Genomic DNA, 14145 nt, shown 5'->3' with positions numbered 1-14145 from the left:
TCAACAATCCTTAGTGTGGTCCGCCGAAGGTGACGGCGGTTACAAATCAGCCTTTCTAAAGTACAGGCTCAGGTGTCAGGCTGCCGCGTCGAGTGCTTCACCATTGCGTCATGGCAGGCTGGACGGGTGACTTCGAATTCAGCCGCCCCGGCCGCCCTGCTAACGTTCGGCGTCGACGGCGGGACGTTCCGGCTGCGTCCCGCGGCGTAACTGGCCGTTGACTCTTAGGGCGCCTAACTGTTAGGCTACCTAACTATGAGTGCAAACCCGCTGCCGGACGATTTCCTGCTTTCCCTCTCCCGCGACTTCCGGGAAGCCCTGCGCCACAGCATCTACCTTGTGCGGCGCCTGGACGCCGACGGCGAACTCAGTGCCGCGCAGCTCAGCACGCTCAAGATGCTGCTGGACAGCGCCGAAGTCAGTCCCGAAGACAGTTCCGAAGCCAATACCGAGGCCGGCGGGGTGCGGGTTGGCGAGATTGCCCGCAACCTCGGCGTCAAGGTGCCCAGCGCCACCGAGCAGATCATCAAGCTGGAACGGGCCGGGCTGGTCCGCCGGGAGGCGGACCCGGCTGACTCGCGGGCGGTCCGCGTCAGGCTCACGCCGGAGGGCCACGCCGCCGTCGAATCGGCCAACGCCCGCCGCAACGCGGTAATGGCGGGGATCCTCGGCTCACTCACAGACCAGGAACGGCAGGCCCTCGCGGCCGCCATCCCGGTGATCGGCAAGATCAACGAGACCCTGCAGCCCTGACAGCCGGGCCCCTGCCTGCAAGGAATAACAACAGCAAGAACCCACAACCTTAGGAGCGCCCTCCATGGACGGCCAGCTCACGGCGCCCGCGCCGGAAGCAGAATCAACCCTCGAGGCCGAGAAAGCCTCATTACTCAAGCAGCCCAAGGCGGTCTGGGCCACGGCCCTGGCGGCGGTGTTCGCCTTTATGGGAATCGGCCTGGTGGACCCCATCCTGCCCGCCATCGCCAAGAACCTGGACGCCACCCCCAGCCAGGTGTCCCTGCTGTTCACCAGCTACTTCATGGTCACCGCGATCGCGATGCTGATCACCGGGTTTGTCTCCTCCCGGATCGGCGGCAAGCGCACCCTGCTGGCCGGCCTGGCCATCATCGTGGTGTTCGCCTCGCTGTCCGGCCTCTCCGGCAGCGTGAGCGAACTGGTCGGATTCCGTGCCGGCTGGGGCCTGGGCAACGCGCTTTTCGTGGCTACCGCCCTGGCCGTGATCGTCGGCGTCGCCAGCGGCGGCGCCGGGACCGCCATCATCCTCTACGAGGCGGCGTTGGGCCTAGGCATCTCGCTCGGCCCGCTGCTGGGTGCCCTGCTGGGCGGCTGGCAGTGGCGCGCACCCTTTTTCGGCACCGCGGTGTTGATGGCCTCGGCCTTCATCGCGCTCATCGTGCTGCTGCCCAAGACCCCGCTGCCGGAACGGAAGGTCCGGCTCCGGGACCCGCTGCTGGCGCTGGGCCATAAGGGATTGCGGACGACGGCGGCCAGCGGGCTGTTCTACAACTACGGCTTCTTCACCATCCTCGCCTTCACGCCGTTCATCCTCGGGATGGACGCCTACGGGATCGGCGGCGTGTTCTTCGGCTGGGGCGTCGCCGTCGCGGTCTTCTCGGTCTTCGTGGCCCCCGCGCTGCAGCGCCGCTTCGGGGCGGTCCGGGTGCTGGCCGGCACGCTGGCGCTGCTGCTGCTGGACCTGGCCGGCCTTGGCCTGGCCGCGGGGCACTCGGTGCCCGCCGTCGTCGTGCTGGTGGTGGCTTCCGGCGCGCTGCTGGGGATCAACAACACCATCTACACCGAGCTGGCAATGGGCGTTTCGAATTCGCCCCGGCCGGTGGCCTCGGCCGGGTACAACTTCGTGCGCTGGATGGGCGGCGCGCTGGCTCCGTTCGCAGCGGCGCAGCTGGGTGAGCACTTCGGGCCGCAGGTACCGTTTTTTGCCGCGGCAGCCGCCATGGCGCTGGCGATCGTGGTGGTCCTCGGCGGGCGCCGGTACCTGAGCTCGCACGAGCCGCACCTGGTCTAAGCCTCCGAGCCACCAGGTGACAGTTGAGGCCCATGTTCCGCCGGAACATGGGCCTCAACTGTTGGTTCGTGCGGTGCTGCGGCGCTACTTCTTGGCGGAGCCCTTCGGGACGAATAGCGTCTCCGCGTGCTCCAGTGCCATGCCGTTGGTCTCCGGCACCTTGAACATCACGAAGAAGAACGACGCTGCGGCGAACAGGGCGTACATGGCGTAGGTCAGCGGCAGCGAGGCCGCCGCCATGACCGGGAAGCTCAGCGTGATGGCGAAGTTCGCGATCCACTGGGCGGCCGCGGCCAGGCCCAGTGCGCGGGCGCGGATGCGGGACGGGAAGATCTCGCCCAGCAGCACCCACACCAGAGGACCCCAGGAGGCGCCGAAGCTGATGACGAAGACGTTGGCCGCCACCAGGGCGGCCGGGCCCCAGGCGCCGGGCAGCGTGATCGCGTCGCCGCTGCCGGTCGCCGAACCGAAGGCGAAGGCCATGGTCGCCAGCGAGACGGCCATGCCGATGGAGCCGGCCAGCATGATCGGGCGGCGGCCGATCCGGTCCACCAGCGCAATGGCCACGAGCGTCACCAGGATGTTGGTGATCGCGGTGGCCACGGAGATGGTCAGCGAGTCCTTCTCCTGGAAGCCCACGGCCTTCCAGAGCGTCGTGGAGTAGTAGAAGATGACGTTGATGCCGACGAACTGCTGCAGCACGGACAGGATGATGCCGATCCACACCACCGGCTGCAGGCCCAGGGCCTTGCCGCGCAGCGACCCCTTCTGGCCGGCGAGCTTGTCCTCTTCGATGGCCTTCTTGATGTCGCGCAGGTGGCGGTCGGTGTCCTCGTCCGGGGCGATCGAAGCGAAGACCTTGAGGGCTTCCTCGTCCTTGCCCTTGAACACCAGGAACCGCGGCGATTCGGGAAGGGTGAAGGCGATCCAGCCGTAGACGACGGCGGGGACGGCGCCGGCGATGAACATCCAGCGCCAGGCTTCGACGCCGAACCACAGGTCCTGGTCGGCGCCGCCGGCAAAGTTGGCGAACACGGCGTCGGAGAGCAGCGCGGCGAAGATACCGGTGGTGATGGCGAGCTGCTGCAGCGACGCCAGGCGGCCGCGCACGTGGCGCGGCGAAATCTCCGAAATGTAGGCCGGGGCGATCACCGACGCGAGGCCGATGCCCAGGCCGCCGACGAGGCGCCAGAAGATCAGATCCCACACCCCGAAGGCAAAACCGGTGCCGAAGGCGCTGACCAGGAACAGCAGGGCGCCGATCTTCATGGCCGGGATGCGGCCGTAACGGTCCGCGACCTTGCCGGCCAGGTAGGCGCCGGCCGCGCAGCCGAGCAGGGCGACGGCGACGGCGAAGCCGGTCACGGCCTCGCTGAGGGCGAATTCGTCCTTGATGGCGTCGACTGCGCCGTTAACAACAGAGGAGTCGAAGCCGAAGAGGAAGCCGCCAACGGCGCCCGCCACGGCCAGCCAAATGACCCGCTTGGGGATCTTGGCGACGGTCTGGTCCTGGGTGGTGGTCATATGGCTCCCTCGGCAATTCGTGGTCCACGGCTCACGCCGCAACTACCCAGTCTTACACCGCCCCCGCCGCGGCGCACGTCACAGGCCAGCTAAATGAGAGCAAGCTTACAATTCCGGCCCCCCGTCGGGTGTGCCTAGTGTGCGGGGACCGACTCCTTTGCGGCGGCCTTCGGATCGGTGAGCTTCTTGTTCGGCAGCGCGAAGCTGATCAGGAAGGCGATGCCGGTGAGGACGGCGGCGGTGAGCATCACGGCGTCGATCGACTGGGCGAAGCCCTCGGTGATCGGCCGGGTCAGGCTGGCGTTGGCGGTGTGCAGCCAGCTGGTGTCGTTCAGCGAGTCGTTGCTGGCGCCGTTCTTGAAGAACTCGTACAGCTTGGCGTTCGCCGGGTCGGCCGCCACGGCGGGGTCCTTGAGGACCTTGAGGTAGTCGGCGTTCTGCGCCGCGTCCTTCATGCCGGCGGCAATCTTGTCCGCCGCGAGGCTGAAGAGCATCGAGATGAACACCGCGGTGCCCACGGCGCCGCCCATGGAGCGGAAGAAGGCGGCGGAGGAGGTGCCCACGCCCATGTCCTTGGCCGGAACGGAGACCTGCATGGCCAGGGTGAGCGGCTGCATGCAGAAACCCAGACCCAGGCCGAAGAACACGGCGATCGCGCCGGGAACCCAGAGCGGCGTGTCCGCGCCGAGTGAGAGGCCCATGACGACGGCGGCCGCGGTCAGCACGGCGGTGCCCAAGATCGGGAAAATCCGGTACGTGCCGGATGCCGAGATGGTCCGGCCGGCCGTGATGGACCCGGTCAGGATGCCCACCGTGAAGGTGATCATCATCAGGCCCGCCTCGGTGGGGGTGAGGCCCTTGACCAGCTGGAGGTACATCGGCAGCATCGCGATCGCGCCGAACATGCCCACGCCGATGATGAAGTTCAGCAGCGAGGACAGCCCGAACGTGATGTTCTGGAACAGCCGGAGGGGGATCAGGGCGTAGTCGCCGGCACGTTTTTCGGCGAGCAGGAACGCCACGATGCCAACGACGCCGAGTCCGTAGCAAAGGAAGGCTTCGGTGGATGCCCAGCCCCAGGTGCGGCCCTGTTCGGCGACGAGGAGCAGCGGCACGATCGCCAGGGTGATGGCGGCGGCACCCCAGTAGTCGATCTTCTGCTTGAGGTGCTTGGCCGGCAGGTGCAGGTACAGGAAGACGACGGCGAGGGCGGCCAGGCCGATCGGGATGTTGATGAAGAATACCCAGCGCCACCCGTCGAAGCCCAGGATGTTGGCGGAGCCGGCGAACGCGCCGCCGATCACCGGTCCCAGTACGGAGGAGATGCCGAAGACCGACATGAAGTAGCCCTGGAACTTGGCCCGGTCCTTCAAAGCCACGATGTCGCCGATGATGGTCAAGGCGAGGGCCAGCAGGCCGCCGGCGCCCATGCCCTGGATGCCGCGTGCAATCGCGAGTTCGGTCATCGAGTGGACCGAGCCGGCGTAGAGCGAGCCGGCCAGGAAGATCAGGATCGCCGCGAGGTAGAGCGGGCGTCGGCCGAAGATGTCGCTGAGCTTTCCGTAGAGCGGCGTGCTCACCGTGGACGTGATCAGGTACGCCGTCGTCGCCCAGGCCTGCAGCGAGAGGCCGTCCAGATCGTTCGCAATGGTGTAGATCGACGTGGACACAATGGTCTGGTCCAGCGAGGACAGGAACATGCCGAGCATGAGGCCCACCATGACGGTGATGGTCTGGCGGTGGGTCAAGACCTCTCCGGGCAGGCGGGAGGAGGTGGTTTTGGACATGACTGCTCCGAGGGGAAGTTTTGGGGTCAAGCAGGAAGGTTGCTTTCAGTAACTATCTTACGGCCTGCTTTGTTCCCCCGCCCCTGCCCGCCCCACGTCGTCGGCCGCCCCCGGCGCCAGACCGACGGCGGACCGGCGCCGGCGGCAGACGCCGTTCAGCGTTCCAGCAGGATCCCGTCCGGGTCGCACCAGATCAGCTGGCCCGGCCGGATGGCCACACCGTCGATTTCCAGCTCCACGTCGGTCTCCCCGGCACCGTCCTTGGCGCTCTTGCGCGGATTGCTGCCAAGGGCCTTCACCCCGAGCGGCAGCCCGGCGACCGCCACCCGGTCCCGGATTGCGCCGTTAATCACGACGCCGGCCCAGCCGTTGTCCACGGCGCTCGCCGCGATCAGGTCACCCATCAGCGCCGTGCGCAGCGAACCGCCGCCGTCGACCACCAGGACGGCGCCGTTCCCCGGCGTGGCCAGGGTCGCCTTGACCAGGGCGTTGTCCTCCAGGCAGCGGACTGTCCGGACCGGGCCGCTGAAGTGCGTGTGGCCGCCCAGCGACTGGAACTGCAGGGAGAGAGAGTCCAGCTCTTCGCCCCGCTCGTCGTAGAGGTCGGCGGTGTTGACGGGGTTTGAGGGGGTATCTGGCATGGTTTTTCCTCCTGATGGCAAATAGCTGATGAGCGTTGAAGCCCACGATAGTCTGGGCCCACACTGATCATCAGCTTCAGTCATCAGTTCCGGGGGGAACCACATGAGTCTGTCCGATCTGCCCGGCGCCGTTCCGTCCTCCGCTGCCGGCGACGGCGCTGCCGGCCAACGCGCTGCCGCGGGGCCACCCGCCGCGGGGGCGTTCGCCGAGCCGGAGCGGCGTGTCGGCCCGGCCTGGGCCGCGGGAGTGGTCCTGGTCAACGTGGGCATCAACGCGGCGTTCTTCGGCCCGCTCCAGGTGCTGCTCGGCCAGCAGGCGGCAGCCTTCAACGAGGGGGAAAAGGAAGCCATCCTGGCCCTCGTGACCGGGGCGGGAGCGGCCGTCTCGCTGGTGGCCAACCCCCTGTTCGGCGCGTTCAGCGACCGGACCACCGCGCGCCGCGGCCGCCGGGTGCCGTGGGTGCTCTTCGGCGCCATCCTCGGCGCAGCCGCGCTGACCGCCCTCGCCGGCGCCCCGAACGTCGCCGTGATGACCGTTCTCTGGTGCCTCGTGCAGGCGGGCTGCAACGGCGCCTATGCCGCCATCACCGCCGCGATCCCGGACCGGGTGCCGGTGCCGCAGCGCGGCACCGTCGGCGGACTGGCAGCGATGGGCCAGACCGTGGGCATCCTGATCGGCGCGGTCATCGCCGCCGTCGTCTCCGGTAACTTCGCGCTTGGCTACGCGTTCTGCGCCGCGGCGCTGCTGGCCGGCGTCGTGCTGTACTTCTTTAAGAACGACGACGTCGCGCTGCCGCGGCACGGGCGGCCGCCGTTCCGGCTGGGCGAGTTTGCCCGCAGCTTCTGGATCTCCCCGGCCCGGTACCCGGATTTCGCCTGGGCGTGGCTGACCCGCCTGCTCGTGAACATCGGCAACCACATGGTGACGCTGTATCTGCTGTTCTTCCTCACCGATGCCGTGCGGCTGCCCGAGACGCAGGGCATGAAGGCGGAGTTCGGCGTCCTGATCCTGACCGGCCTGTACGCGGTCATGGTCATCATTACCAGTGTGATCGGGGGCCCGATCAGTGACCGGATGGGCCGGCGCAAACCCCTCGTGATCCTTTCTTCGGTCATCATCGCGCTGGCGGCACTGATCCTGGCCTTCGCGCCGACCTGGCCCGGCGCCCTGGTGGGGGCAGCCGTGCTGGGCATCGGCTTTGGTTCCTACCTGGCCGTGGACTTCGCCCTGATTACCCAGGTGCTGCCCACCGCCCTGAGCCGGGGCAAAGACCTGGGGGTCATCAACATCGCCAATTCGCTGCCGCAGGTGATCGCGCCCCTCATCGCCTACCCCTTCGTGGCCCTGTGGGGCGGGTACGTTTCGCTGTACGTCGCGGCCGCGGTGATCGGCCTGCTGGGCGCGGTTTTCGTGGTCAAGATCAAGGGCGTGGACTAGGCCGTCCAGGGCACCCGTTTGACTGGCAAACCGCCCGGTGCGGTGCCGTATAGTGGACGGGATTGCCGCGGCAGCGCTGTGGACTAACCCCCCCGGTTGCCGAGAAAAACGACCCCGGAACGCTGCTGATGCCTGAATTCCCTTCGGATCTTCCGCCAATGGCCCCGCCGCCCACGCTGCCCCGGCAGCGACGGCGGTATGCCCGGATTCTCGACGCCGCAGCCGGCTTTGCCCGCAAGGGGATCGACTCCGTGGTCCTCTCCGAGGTGGCGGCCAAGGCGGACGTGCCGCTGGGCACCCTGTACCGCTATTTCCCCTCCTCGACGCAGTTGATGCTGGCCCTCTACCGCAAGCAGCTCGGCGAGCTGCATCGCGGCGACCGGCCGGCCGGCGCCAGCATCCCGGTGCACGCCCTCGTGGGTGTGGTGATGGAAATCTTCCACATGCGCCTCATGCAGCCCGGGGTGGAGCAATGCCTGAACCGCGCGGTGTATGCCAAGGACACGGACACCACGCACCTGCTCCGGGACATCGACGCGACGGCGGAGAAAGCGGTGACGGAGGCCAGCGGCGACACCGCCGTCGCCAGGGTCCTGCTGCTGACCGTCACCGGCCTGGTTCAGTCCGTCCGCTGCCGCCGGCTGTCACTCTTCGAAGCCGAGGAAGACCTGAAGAAGGCCTGCTCGCTGCTGGCCCGGGGGCGCGAACCCGCGTAGCCGGTCTAGACCAGTTACCCGAATATGTCCGCCCGAATCCCGTAGCGGGAACGGCATTGTTTACGATGGCAGAACCGGAGCGGCGCCAGCGCCAGCACTTCCGGGAGCTTCACCGCAGGCCCGCCACCCCCGGGCCCGCCCCGGAAGTTCCCTCCCAGACCATCTTGGGCACCCCTGTGCCCCAGCAGCCAAGTGCCGTACGCCCACGGTGAGCCCCAGGAGACAACGACGTGTCCATTGAAACGATCATTCCCGCCAATCCCACTTCCGCCAGCGGAGCCGCAGAGGCGCCGGTAACAGCGCTCAGCGACGAGGAGATCTTCGCCTCCCACCAGGGCGGCAAGCTCTCAATCGCCAGCACCGTCCCGCTCGCCAGCAAGCGCGACCTGTCCATCGCCTACACGCCCGGAGTCGCGCAGGTCAGCCGCGCCATCGCCGCCAACCCGGAACTCGCCAAGACGCTCACCTGGGCACAGCGCCTCGTGGTCGTGGTCAGTGACGGCACCGCCGTGCTGGGCCTGGGCGACATCGGCGCCAGCGCCTCGCTGCCCGTCATGGAAGGCAAGTCCGCGCTCTTCAAGGCGTTCGGCGACCTTGACTCCATCCCGCTGGTCCTCAACACCACCGACGTCGACGAAATTGTCGAGACGCTGGTCCGGCTGCGGCCCAGCTTCGGCGCGATCAACCTCGAGGACGTTTCGGCGCCGCGCTGCTTCGAACTCGAGGAAAAGCTGATCGAAGCCCTCGACTGCCCGGTCATGCACGATGACCAGCACGGCACCGCCGTCGTCGTCCTCGCCGCACTGACCGGTGCCGCGAAGGTGACGGCCCGCGAGCTCGAGGGGCTCCGCGTGGTGGTTTCCGGCGCCGGCGCCGCCGGGATCGCCGTCGCCGAAATCCTGCTGGCCGCCGGAATCGACGACGTCGTGCTGCTGGACTCCCGCGGTGTCATCAACCGGGACCGCGCGGACATTGCCGCGGAGCCGGCCAGCAAGAAGGCCCAGCTCGCCGCGCGCAGCAACCCCCGCGGCGTGGCTGGCGGTCCCGGCGAGGCCCTGCTCGGCGCGGACGTCTTCATCGGTGTCTCCTCCTCCCGGCTGGACGAGGAGCACCTGAAACTGATGAACCACAGCGCGATCGTCTTTGCCCTCTCCAACCCGGACCCCGAAGTCCTGCCGGAGGTCGCCTCCAAGTACGCGGCCGTCGTCGCCACCGGCCGCAGCGACTTCCCGAACCAGATCAACAACGTGCTGGCGTTCCCGGGCATCTTCCGCGGCGCCCTCGACGCCGGCGCCCGCCGGATCACTCCGGCGATGAAGCTCGCGGCGGCCCGCGCCATTGCCGAACTGGCTGAGAACGACCTCTCGGCCGACTACATCGTGCCGAGCCCGCTGGACCCGCGCGTCGCCCCAGCCGTCTCGGCCGCCGTCGCCGCAGCGGTGGAGGCGGAGTAACGGCGCCCGGCCCGGGCCGGGTGGGTGCCAACGACGGCGCCCGGCCCGGCCCGGCCCCGGGGCCGGGCAGCCGCCCGGCCCATAGACTGGGGCGATGAACCCCGAAATCGTCGTGACCATCCTCTGCGGCTTGGCAATCCTGGTGGGCGTGGCAGGCATCATCATCCCCGTCCTGCCCGGAAGCATCCTGATCGGCCTCAGCCTGCTGGCGTGGGCCCTCTGGGGAGGTGCCGGAACTACCGGCTGGGTGGTCTTCGGGATCGGGCTGGTGCTGGTCCTGGCCGGGATGGCGGCCTCCGCCGTGCTGACCGGCCGGAAGCTCAAGCAGCACAGCATCCCCGGCCGTTCGGTCGTGACCGGCCTGGTCCTCGGCGTCGTGGGCATGTTCCTCATCCCCGTGGTGGGGTTGTTTCTTGGCTTCGCGGCGGGCCTGCTGCTCAGCGAAATCCACCGCACCCGCGTCTGGCACACGGCCGTGGCCTCCAGCTGGGCCGCGCTGAAGGCCACGGGCCTGGGGATGATCGCCGAGTTCGTGCTGGCCTGCCTGGCCGCGAGTACCTGGGTGATCGGCGTGTGGGTGGCGGCGGCCAGTTAGCCCGTCCACCCGCCAAAGGCGCACTATTAGCATGGAAGAATGAGCGCCGGACAGTCCCAAGGACCCATCTATCGCGACACCCGCGACCTCACCCCGTTCGGCGGCCCGCAGGTCCGCACCCCGGTGCGGGACATCGCGGACGGCGTCGGCGGCGTCCTGCACACGGCCCTTGGCGGCCGGAACGGTGCGCTGCTCAGCGTGGACGGCGCCGCCCCCCGGCTTAAGCGGATGCCCGGGAAGGCGGCCAAGGCGGTGTATGAGGCGACCTTCCACAACACCGACCCCAACCGGCTGATCGCCTTGGGCCGTGCTTACCCCGGGTGGGCTGGGGTTTGCTATGTGCTGGCCGGGCTGCTGGCGCACAAGCAGGGCGGCTACCTGCGGGCTTCGGAGCTCCTCCAGCGCGGACTCACCACCGGGAACGACGACGATGCCAATCAGTTCGCGTCCGGCTATCTGACCCGTGTGGTCACCCGGGTCGAAGTAGCCGAGCGCATCGAGGTTCCAGTGCTCTTTAGCGAGGAAGCGGTGTTCCTGGCGCTTTCGCACTCCCTTAGGGAGACAGGCCACCTCGAGGCAGCACTGCAAACCGCAACCTCGCTTCCGCCGTCGCTGCCCGCGGCCCTGGCCCGGTGCTCTGTGGCATTCTCGATGGGCCGGGACAAAGAAGTGATGCTCTGGACGGAGGGGCTGCTGAATGCCGATGACCTCTCGGCCGCGCTGCTGCTGATCCGCGCCCGGTCACTGCGCCGCCTTGGTGCGGCGACGGCCTCCCAGGCAGCGCTGAAGGAGGTTCTCCGGCGGCGGAAGAGGCACGTGGCGCTCCGTAACGATGCCTTGACTGACCGCGCCTTGCTGCTCCTGGATAACGGGCGCAAATCACTTAATCCGCGCGACTGGCTGCGCGGGCGGCCTGCCCAGCTCGAAACCTTCGAAGTCATCCGCAGGGACGTGGAAGAACGCAGGCTCTGGGAACAGGAATGGAAGCAGTTGAACGGGGAATGAACCCGTTCCGGCGGACGCCTAGGGGCTACTGCCAGGCGGTCCGCGCGACCAGCGGCGCCAGCTGCTCCGCCAGCAGCACCAGGCCCAATGCCACCATGATGATTCCGCTCGCCAAGGTGACCCGCCGGGCGGCGCCGGGCCGGGAGTGCAGGAGCCTCCGGGACAGCAGCGCCACGCAGCTGTAGATGACGGCCACCAGCAGGACGAAGGTGAGGCCGAGCAGGCCGGACTGCAGGGGCACCGGAAGAGCGGCGTCCGGGCTGACGAACTGCGGGACCAGGGCAACGAAGAAGAGCAGCCCCTTCGGATTGATGCCGCTGGTGCCCATGCCCTGCAGGAACACCCGGAACTGATTGGCCGCCGGTTGCGGCCCCGCGGCAGACTGCCCGCCGAAGCTGGCGCCCCGCCACGAACGCACTGTACTGACGCCCAGCCACAACAGATACGCCGCTCCCGCCACGGTGAGCCACCCGAGGAGCCCGGGCAGGCCGGTGATCACGGCGGCCAGCCCGGCGGCCAGCAGCGCCGTGTGCACCACGTACCCGCCGCACAACCCGGCAACGGCCGGCACGAAGCTGCGGTCCCTGAGCCCCGCGGCGATGGAGTAGGCCCAGTCCACCCCCGGCGTGCAGGCGAGTGCCACGGCGACGCCGACGAAAGCGAGAAAGAGCTGGGGGTTCATGGCGGTCTCCTGACGCGGGGGCTACAGAAGCAAGCCTAGGAATTTCCGGGCCATAAGTGTTTACTGATTTCGCCCGGATAGCCGCGTCGACGGTAAGCTTATTGCGTGATCGACCATGTTGATAGAAATATCTTGCGCCACCTCCGGGAGGACGGCAGGATGACTGCCACGGCGCTCGCGGCAAAGGTCGGTCTGACCGTTGCCCCGTGCCACCGCAGGCTCCGCGAGCTGGAGGCCTCGGGCGTGATCCGCGGCTACCGAGCCGACATTGACCCCGCCGCCGTCGGCCTTGGCTTCGAGGCGATCGTCTTTGTGACGCTGCGGCAGGTCGACCGAGCCACGATGGAGATCTTCGAGAACCGCGTGGCGGAGAACCCGAACATTGTTGAAGCCCAGCGGCTGTTCGGCGAACCGGACTACCTGCTCAAGGTCATTGCAGAGGACCTGCCGGCGTACCAGCGTTTCTACGATGCCGAACTGACCTCGCTGCCCGGGGTGGAGCGGCTGACCTCGACGCTGGTCATGAAGAACCTAAAGGCAAATACCGGTCCGCCGGTCTGATCCGGGAGGTTAGCCTTCCAGCAGGCCCGTGGTCCGGTACGGGATGACCTCGCGCAGGAACATGCTTGTGGACGTCCGCACAATCCCCGGGCACAGCCGGATTTCCTCGGAAACCCGGTAGAGATCGTCGGGGCTCGTTGCCACCACCCGGATCAGCAGGTCGGTGTCGCCGGCGGGCGCGTGGCACTCCAGCACCTCCGGGATGTTCCGCAGCGCGGCGATCGCCTCATCCAGGTGGCTCTGGTCCAGTTCTGCGCTCACCGCCGCGGCCACTCCGCGACCCAGTGCGGAGGGCAGCACCCGGCTGCTGTTCGGGCGGAGCGCGCCCGACGCCGTCATCCGCTCGAGGCGGGACTGCACCGTGCCGCGGGCCAGGCCGAGTTTCTGGGCGAGCACCATGATGGGAACCCGGGGATCTGCGTCCAGGGCCAGGAGGATCCGGCGATCCGTCGCGTCGAGCTGCTGCAATTTGACCACTTCCTGCCAATACCCGAGGCGCGCAATGGTCAGTCTGACCGGTGGGCGCGGTGTCTGTTGCACCAACTGTATGACTCCTGCTCAAATAGTGGCAACAAGGGATGCAGGCCACCGCCGGCACCCGAAGGCTACAGATCCCCCGGAACACCTCCCGGACTCTGGATGAGGCACCCCGCCAGGAGCCCGCCGCTGATTGACTCTTGTTCACGCATCGTCTTTCCGCACACCATTACGGCAAGAGCCCCTGAGCCCCCGACGTCGGTTGTCCGAAGTCATCGGTGGCTGAGGGGCTCTTGTGTTGCCCCGGCATAGGCTTGTCCCATGACATCAGCCGGACGCTTCGCCCCCAGCCCCTCCGGCGTACTCCATGTGGGCAATCTCCGCACCGCCATCCTCGCGTGGCTCTTTGCCCGGTCCACCGGCCGGCGCTTCCTGATGCGGGTCGAGGACCTGGACCGCGCCCGCGCGGGTGCCGAGGCGGAGCAGCTCCGCGATCTGGCGGCGATCGGCGTGGACTGGGACGGCGGCGTCGTCCGTCAGACCGACCGGGAGCACCTCTACGCCGCCGCGATCGACCGCCTGACCGCGGCAGGGCTGACCTACGAATGCTTCTGTACGCGCCGCGAGATCCACGAGGCGCCGTCGGCGCCGCATGCCCCGCAAGGCGCCTATCCGGGCACCTGCCGGAACCTCAGCGACGCCGAGCGTGCCAGCAGGCGTGCCGTGCGGCCGGCCGCGGTCCGGCTCCGCGCCGCCGTTACCTCGGCCACCGTACAGGATGTGCTGCACGGCAGCTTTACCGGGGTTGTGGACGACTTTGTCCTGCGCCGCAACGACGGGGTCACCGCATACAACCTGGCCGTGGTGGTCGATGATGCCGCCCAGGGAATCGACCAGGTGGTCCGCGGAGACGACCTGTTGCCGTCCACCCCGCGGCAGGCCTACCTCGCCTCGCTCCTGAATATTCCAGTGCCGGAATATGCGCACGTGCCCCTGGTGCTGAACTCCGACGGCGCCCGGCTGGCCAAGCGCGATGGCGCGATCACGCTCGCGGACCTCGCCGTTGCGGGGGTCACCGTTGAGCAGGTGCGCGACGCGCTGCTGGTCTCGGTGGGTTTGCCGCCGGGTTCCCTGGACCGGGCGCTCAAGGTGTTTGCTCCGGCGGCTCTGCCGCGGGAGCCGTGGGTGTGGCCCGGGCTGGGCGGACACGGCGCGTAGGCT

14 protein-coding genes are annotated in these 14145 nt (G+C 68.3%); 9 read left to right on the top strand and 5 right to left on the bottom strand.

Going from position 1 to position 14145, the window contains the following annotated elements:
- The first annotated feature begins 255 nt into the window (after positions 1 to 255).
- Complete coding sequence (locus tag AC1MBE_RS08980) at positions 256 to 753, top strand: MarR family winged helix-turn-helix transcriptional regulator (protein ID WP_479777458.1); 498 nt, start codon at positions 256 to 258, stop codon at positions 751 to 753.
- A gap of 64 nt (positions 754 to 817) precedes the next feature.
- On the top strand, positions 818 to 2044 hold the full coding sequence (locus tag AC1MBE_RS08975) for an MFS transporter (RefSeq protein WP_479777456.1): 1227 nt from the start codon (positions 818 to 820) through the stop codon (positions 2042 to 2044).
- Positions 2045 to 2128: 84 nt separating this feature from the next.
- Here AC1MBE_RS08975 and AC1MBE_RS08970 read toward each other — a convergent pair whose 3' ends face one another.
- The 3 genes from AC1MBE_RS08970 to rraA all read right to left on the bottom strand — a co-directional run bounded on the left by AC1MBE_RS08970 (position 2129) and on the right by rraA (position 5996).
- A complete protein-coding gene (locus AC1MBE_RS08970; protein ID WP_346958862.1) occupies positions 2129 to 3568 on the bottom strand; it encodes a sugar porter family MFS transporter in 1440 nt (479 codons plus the stop codon).
- 134 nt (positions 3569 to 3702) lie between these two features.
- Positions 3703 to 5355 (bottom strand): MDR family MFS transporter, encoded by a 1653-nt coding sequence (locus AC1MBE_RS08965; protein WP_479777454.1) that lies wholly within the window; start codon positions 5353 to 5355, stop codon positions 3703 to 3705.
- A gap of 155 nt (positions 5356 to 5510) precedes the next feature.
- Positions 5511 to 5996 carry a ribonuclease E activity regulator RraA gene (gene rraA / locus AC1MBE_RS08960; protein ID WP_479777451.1) on the bottom strand — a complete coding sequence of 162 codons (486 nt, stop codon included), beginning with the start codon at positions 5994 to 5996 and terminating at the stop codon, positions 5511 to 5513.
- A 103-nt stretch (positions 5997 to 6099) separates the two neighbouring features.
- Here rraA and AC1MBE_RS08955 point away from each other — a divergent pair, with 103 nt between their 5' ends.
- From AC1MBE_RS08955 to AC1MBE_RS08935, 5 genes are all read left to right on the top strand, one after another.
- Positions 6100 to 7434, top strand: coding sequence for an MFS transporter (locus AC1MBE_RS08955; protein WP_479777449.1), 1335 nt, complete (start codon positions 6100 to 6102; stop codon positions 7432 to 7434).
- 128 nt (positions 7435 to 7562) lie between these two features.
- On the top strand, positions 7563 to 8150 hold the full coding sequence (locus tag AC1MBE_RS08950) for a TetR/AcrR family transcriptional regulator (RefSeq protein ID WP_479777447.1): 588 nt from the start codon (positions 7563 to 7565) through the stop codon (positions 8148 to 8150).
- Between the two features lie 230 nt (positions 8151 to 8380).
- The gene (locus AC1MBE_RS08945) at positions 8381 to 9604 is read left to right on the top strand and encodes an NAD(P)-dependent malic enzyme (RefSeq protein ID WP_479777446.1); all 1224 of its coding nucleotides are present in this window, start codon (positions 8381 to 8383) and stop codon (positions 9602 to 9604) included.
- 94 nt (positions 9605 to 9698) lie between these two features.
- Positions 9699 to 10199: a DUF456 domain-containing protein gene (locus AC1MBE_RS08940; RefSeq protein WP_479777444.1), complete on the top strand. Its 501-nt coding sequence runs from the start codon at positions 9699 to 9701 to the stop codon at positions 10197 to 10199.
- Between the two features lie 39 nt (positions 10200 to 10238).
- A complete protein-coding gene (locus tag AC1MBE_RS08935) occupies positions 10239 to 11204 on the top strand; it encodes a hypothetical protein (RefSeq protein WP_479777442.1) in 966 nt (321 codons plus the stop codon).
- Positions 11205 to 11229: 25 nt separating this feature from the next.
- Here the strand turns inward: AC1MBE_RS08935 and AC1MBE_RS08930 are convergent, their stop codons facing one another.
- Positions 11230 to 11886 carry a LysE family translocator gene (locus AC1MBE_RS08930; RefSeq protein ID WP_479777440.1) on the bottom strand — a complete coding sequence of 219 codons (657 nt, stop codon included), beginning with the start codon at positions 11884 to 11886 and terminating at the stop codon, positions 11230 to 11232.
- Between the two features lie 105 nt (positions 11887 to 11991).
- On the opposite strand from AC1MBE_RS08930, the gene AC1MBE_RS08925 reads away from it, so the two are divergent.
- Entirely contained in the window at positions 11992 to 12447 is a 456-nt protein-coding gene (locus AC1MBE_RS08925) for an Lrp/AsnC family transcriptional regulator (RefSeq protein ID WP_479777438.1), read from the top strand.
- A gap of 9 nt (positions 12448 to 12456) precedes the next feature.
- Here the strand turns inward: AC1MBE_RS08925 and AC1MBE_RS08920 are convergent, their stop codons facing one another.
- Positions 12457 to 12915 (bottom strand): Lrp/AsnC family transcriptional regulator, encoded by a 459-nt coding sequence (locus AC1MBE_RS08920; RefSeq protein WP_479782547.1) that lies wholly within the window; start codon positions 12913 to 12915, stop codon positions 12457 to 12459.
- Between the two features lie 330 nt (positions 12916 to 13245).
- Here AC1MBE_RS08920 and gluQRS point away from each other — a divergent pair, with 330 nt between their 5' ends.
- A complete protein-coding gene (gluQRS, locus tag AC1MBE_RS08915) occupies positions 13246 to 14142 on the top strand; it encodes a tRNA glutamyl-Q(34) synthetase GluQRS (RefSeq protein WP_479777436.1) in 897 nt (298 codons plus the stop codon).
- The last annotated feature ends 3 nt before the right edge of the window (positions 14143 to 14145 follow it).

Source organism: Arthrobacter sp. BG5 (assembly GCF_056680155.1).
The sequence above is the reverse complement of the archived record's forward strand: the minus strand, read 5'-3'. Positions and strand labels throughout refer to the sequence as shown.

Coding starts and splice junctions, on each gene's coding strand:
- AC1MBE_RS08975 (WP_479777456.1), top strand. CDS start 818: ATGGACGGCCAGCTCACGGCGCCCGCGCCGGAAGCAGAATCAACCCTC.
- AC1MBE_RS08955 (WP_479777449.1), top strand. CDS start 6,100: ATGAGTCTGTCCGATCTGCCCGGCGCCGTTCCGTCCTCCGCTGCCGGC.
- rraA (WP_479777451.1), bottom strand. CDS start 5,996: ATGCCAGATACCCCCTCAAACCCCGTCAACACCGCCGACCTCTACGAC.
- AC1MBE_RS08950 (WP_479777447.1), top strand. CDS start 7,563: ATGCCTGAATTCCCTTCGGATCTTCCGCCAATGGCCCCGCCGCCCACG.
- AC1MBE_RS08940 (WP_479777444.1), top strand. CDS start 9,699: ATGAACCCCGAAATCGTCGTGACCATCCTCTGCGGCTTGGCAATCCTG.
- AC1MBE_RS08970 (WP_346958862.1), bottom strand. CDS start 3,568: ATGACCACCACCCAGGACCAGACCGTCGCCAAGATCCCCAAGCGGGTC.
- AC1MBE_RS08930 (WP_479777440.1), bottom strand. CDS start 11,886: ATGAACCCCCAGCTCTTTCTCGCTTTCGTCGGCGTCGCCGTGGCACTC.
- AC1MBE_RS08980 (WP_479777458.1), top strand. CDS start 256: ATGAGTGCAAACCCGCTGCCGGACGATTTCCTGCTTTCCCTCTCCCGC.
- AC1MBE_RS08935 (WP_479777442.1), top strand. CDS start 10,239: ATGAGCGCCGGACAGTCCCAAGGACCCATCTATCGCGACACCCGCGAC.
- gluQRS (WP_479777436.1), top strand. CDS start 13,246: ATGACATCAGCCGGACGCTTCGCCCCCAGCCCCTCCGGCGTACTCCAT.
- AC1MBE_RS08965 (WP_479777454.1), bottom strand. CDS start 5,355: ATGTCCAAAACCACCTCCTCCCGCCTGCCCGGAGAGGTCTTGACCCAC.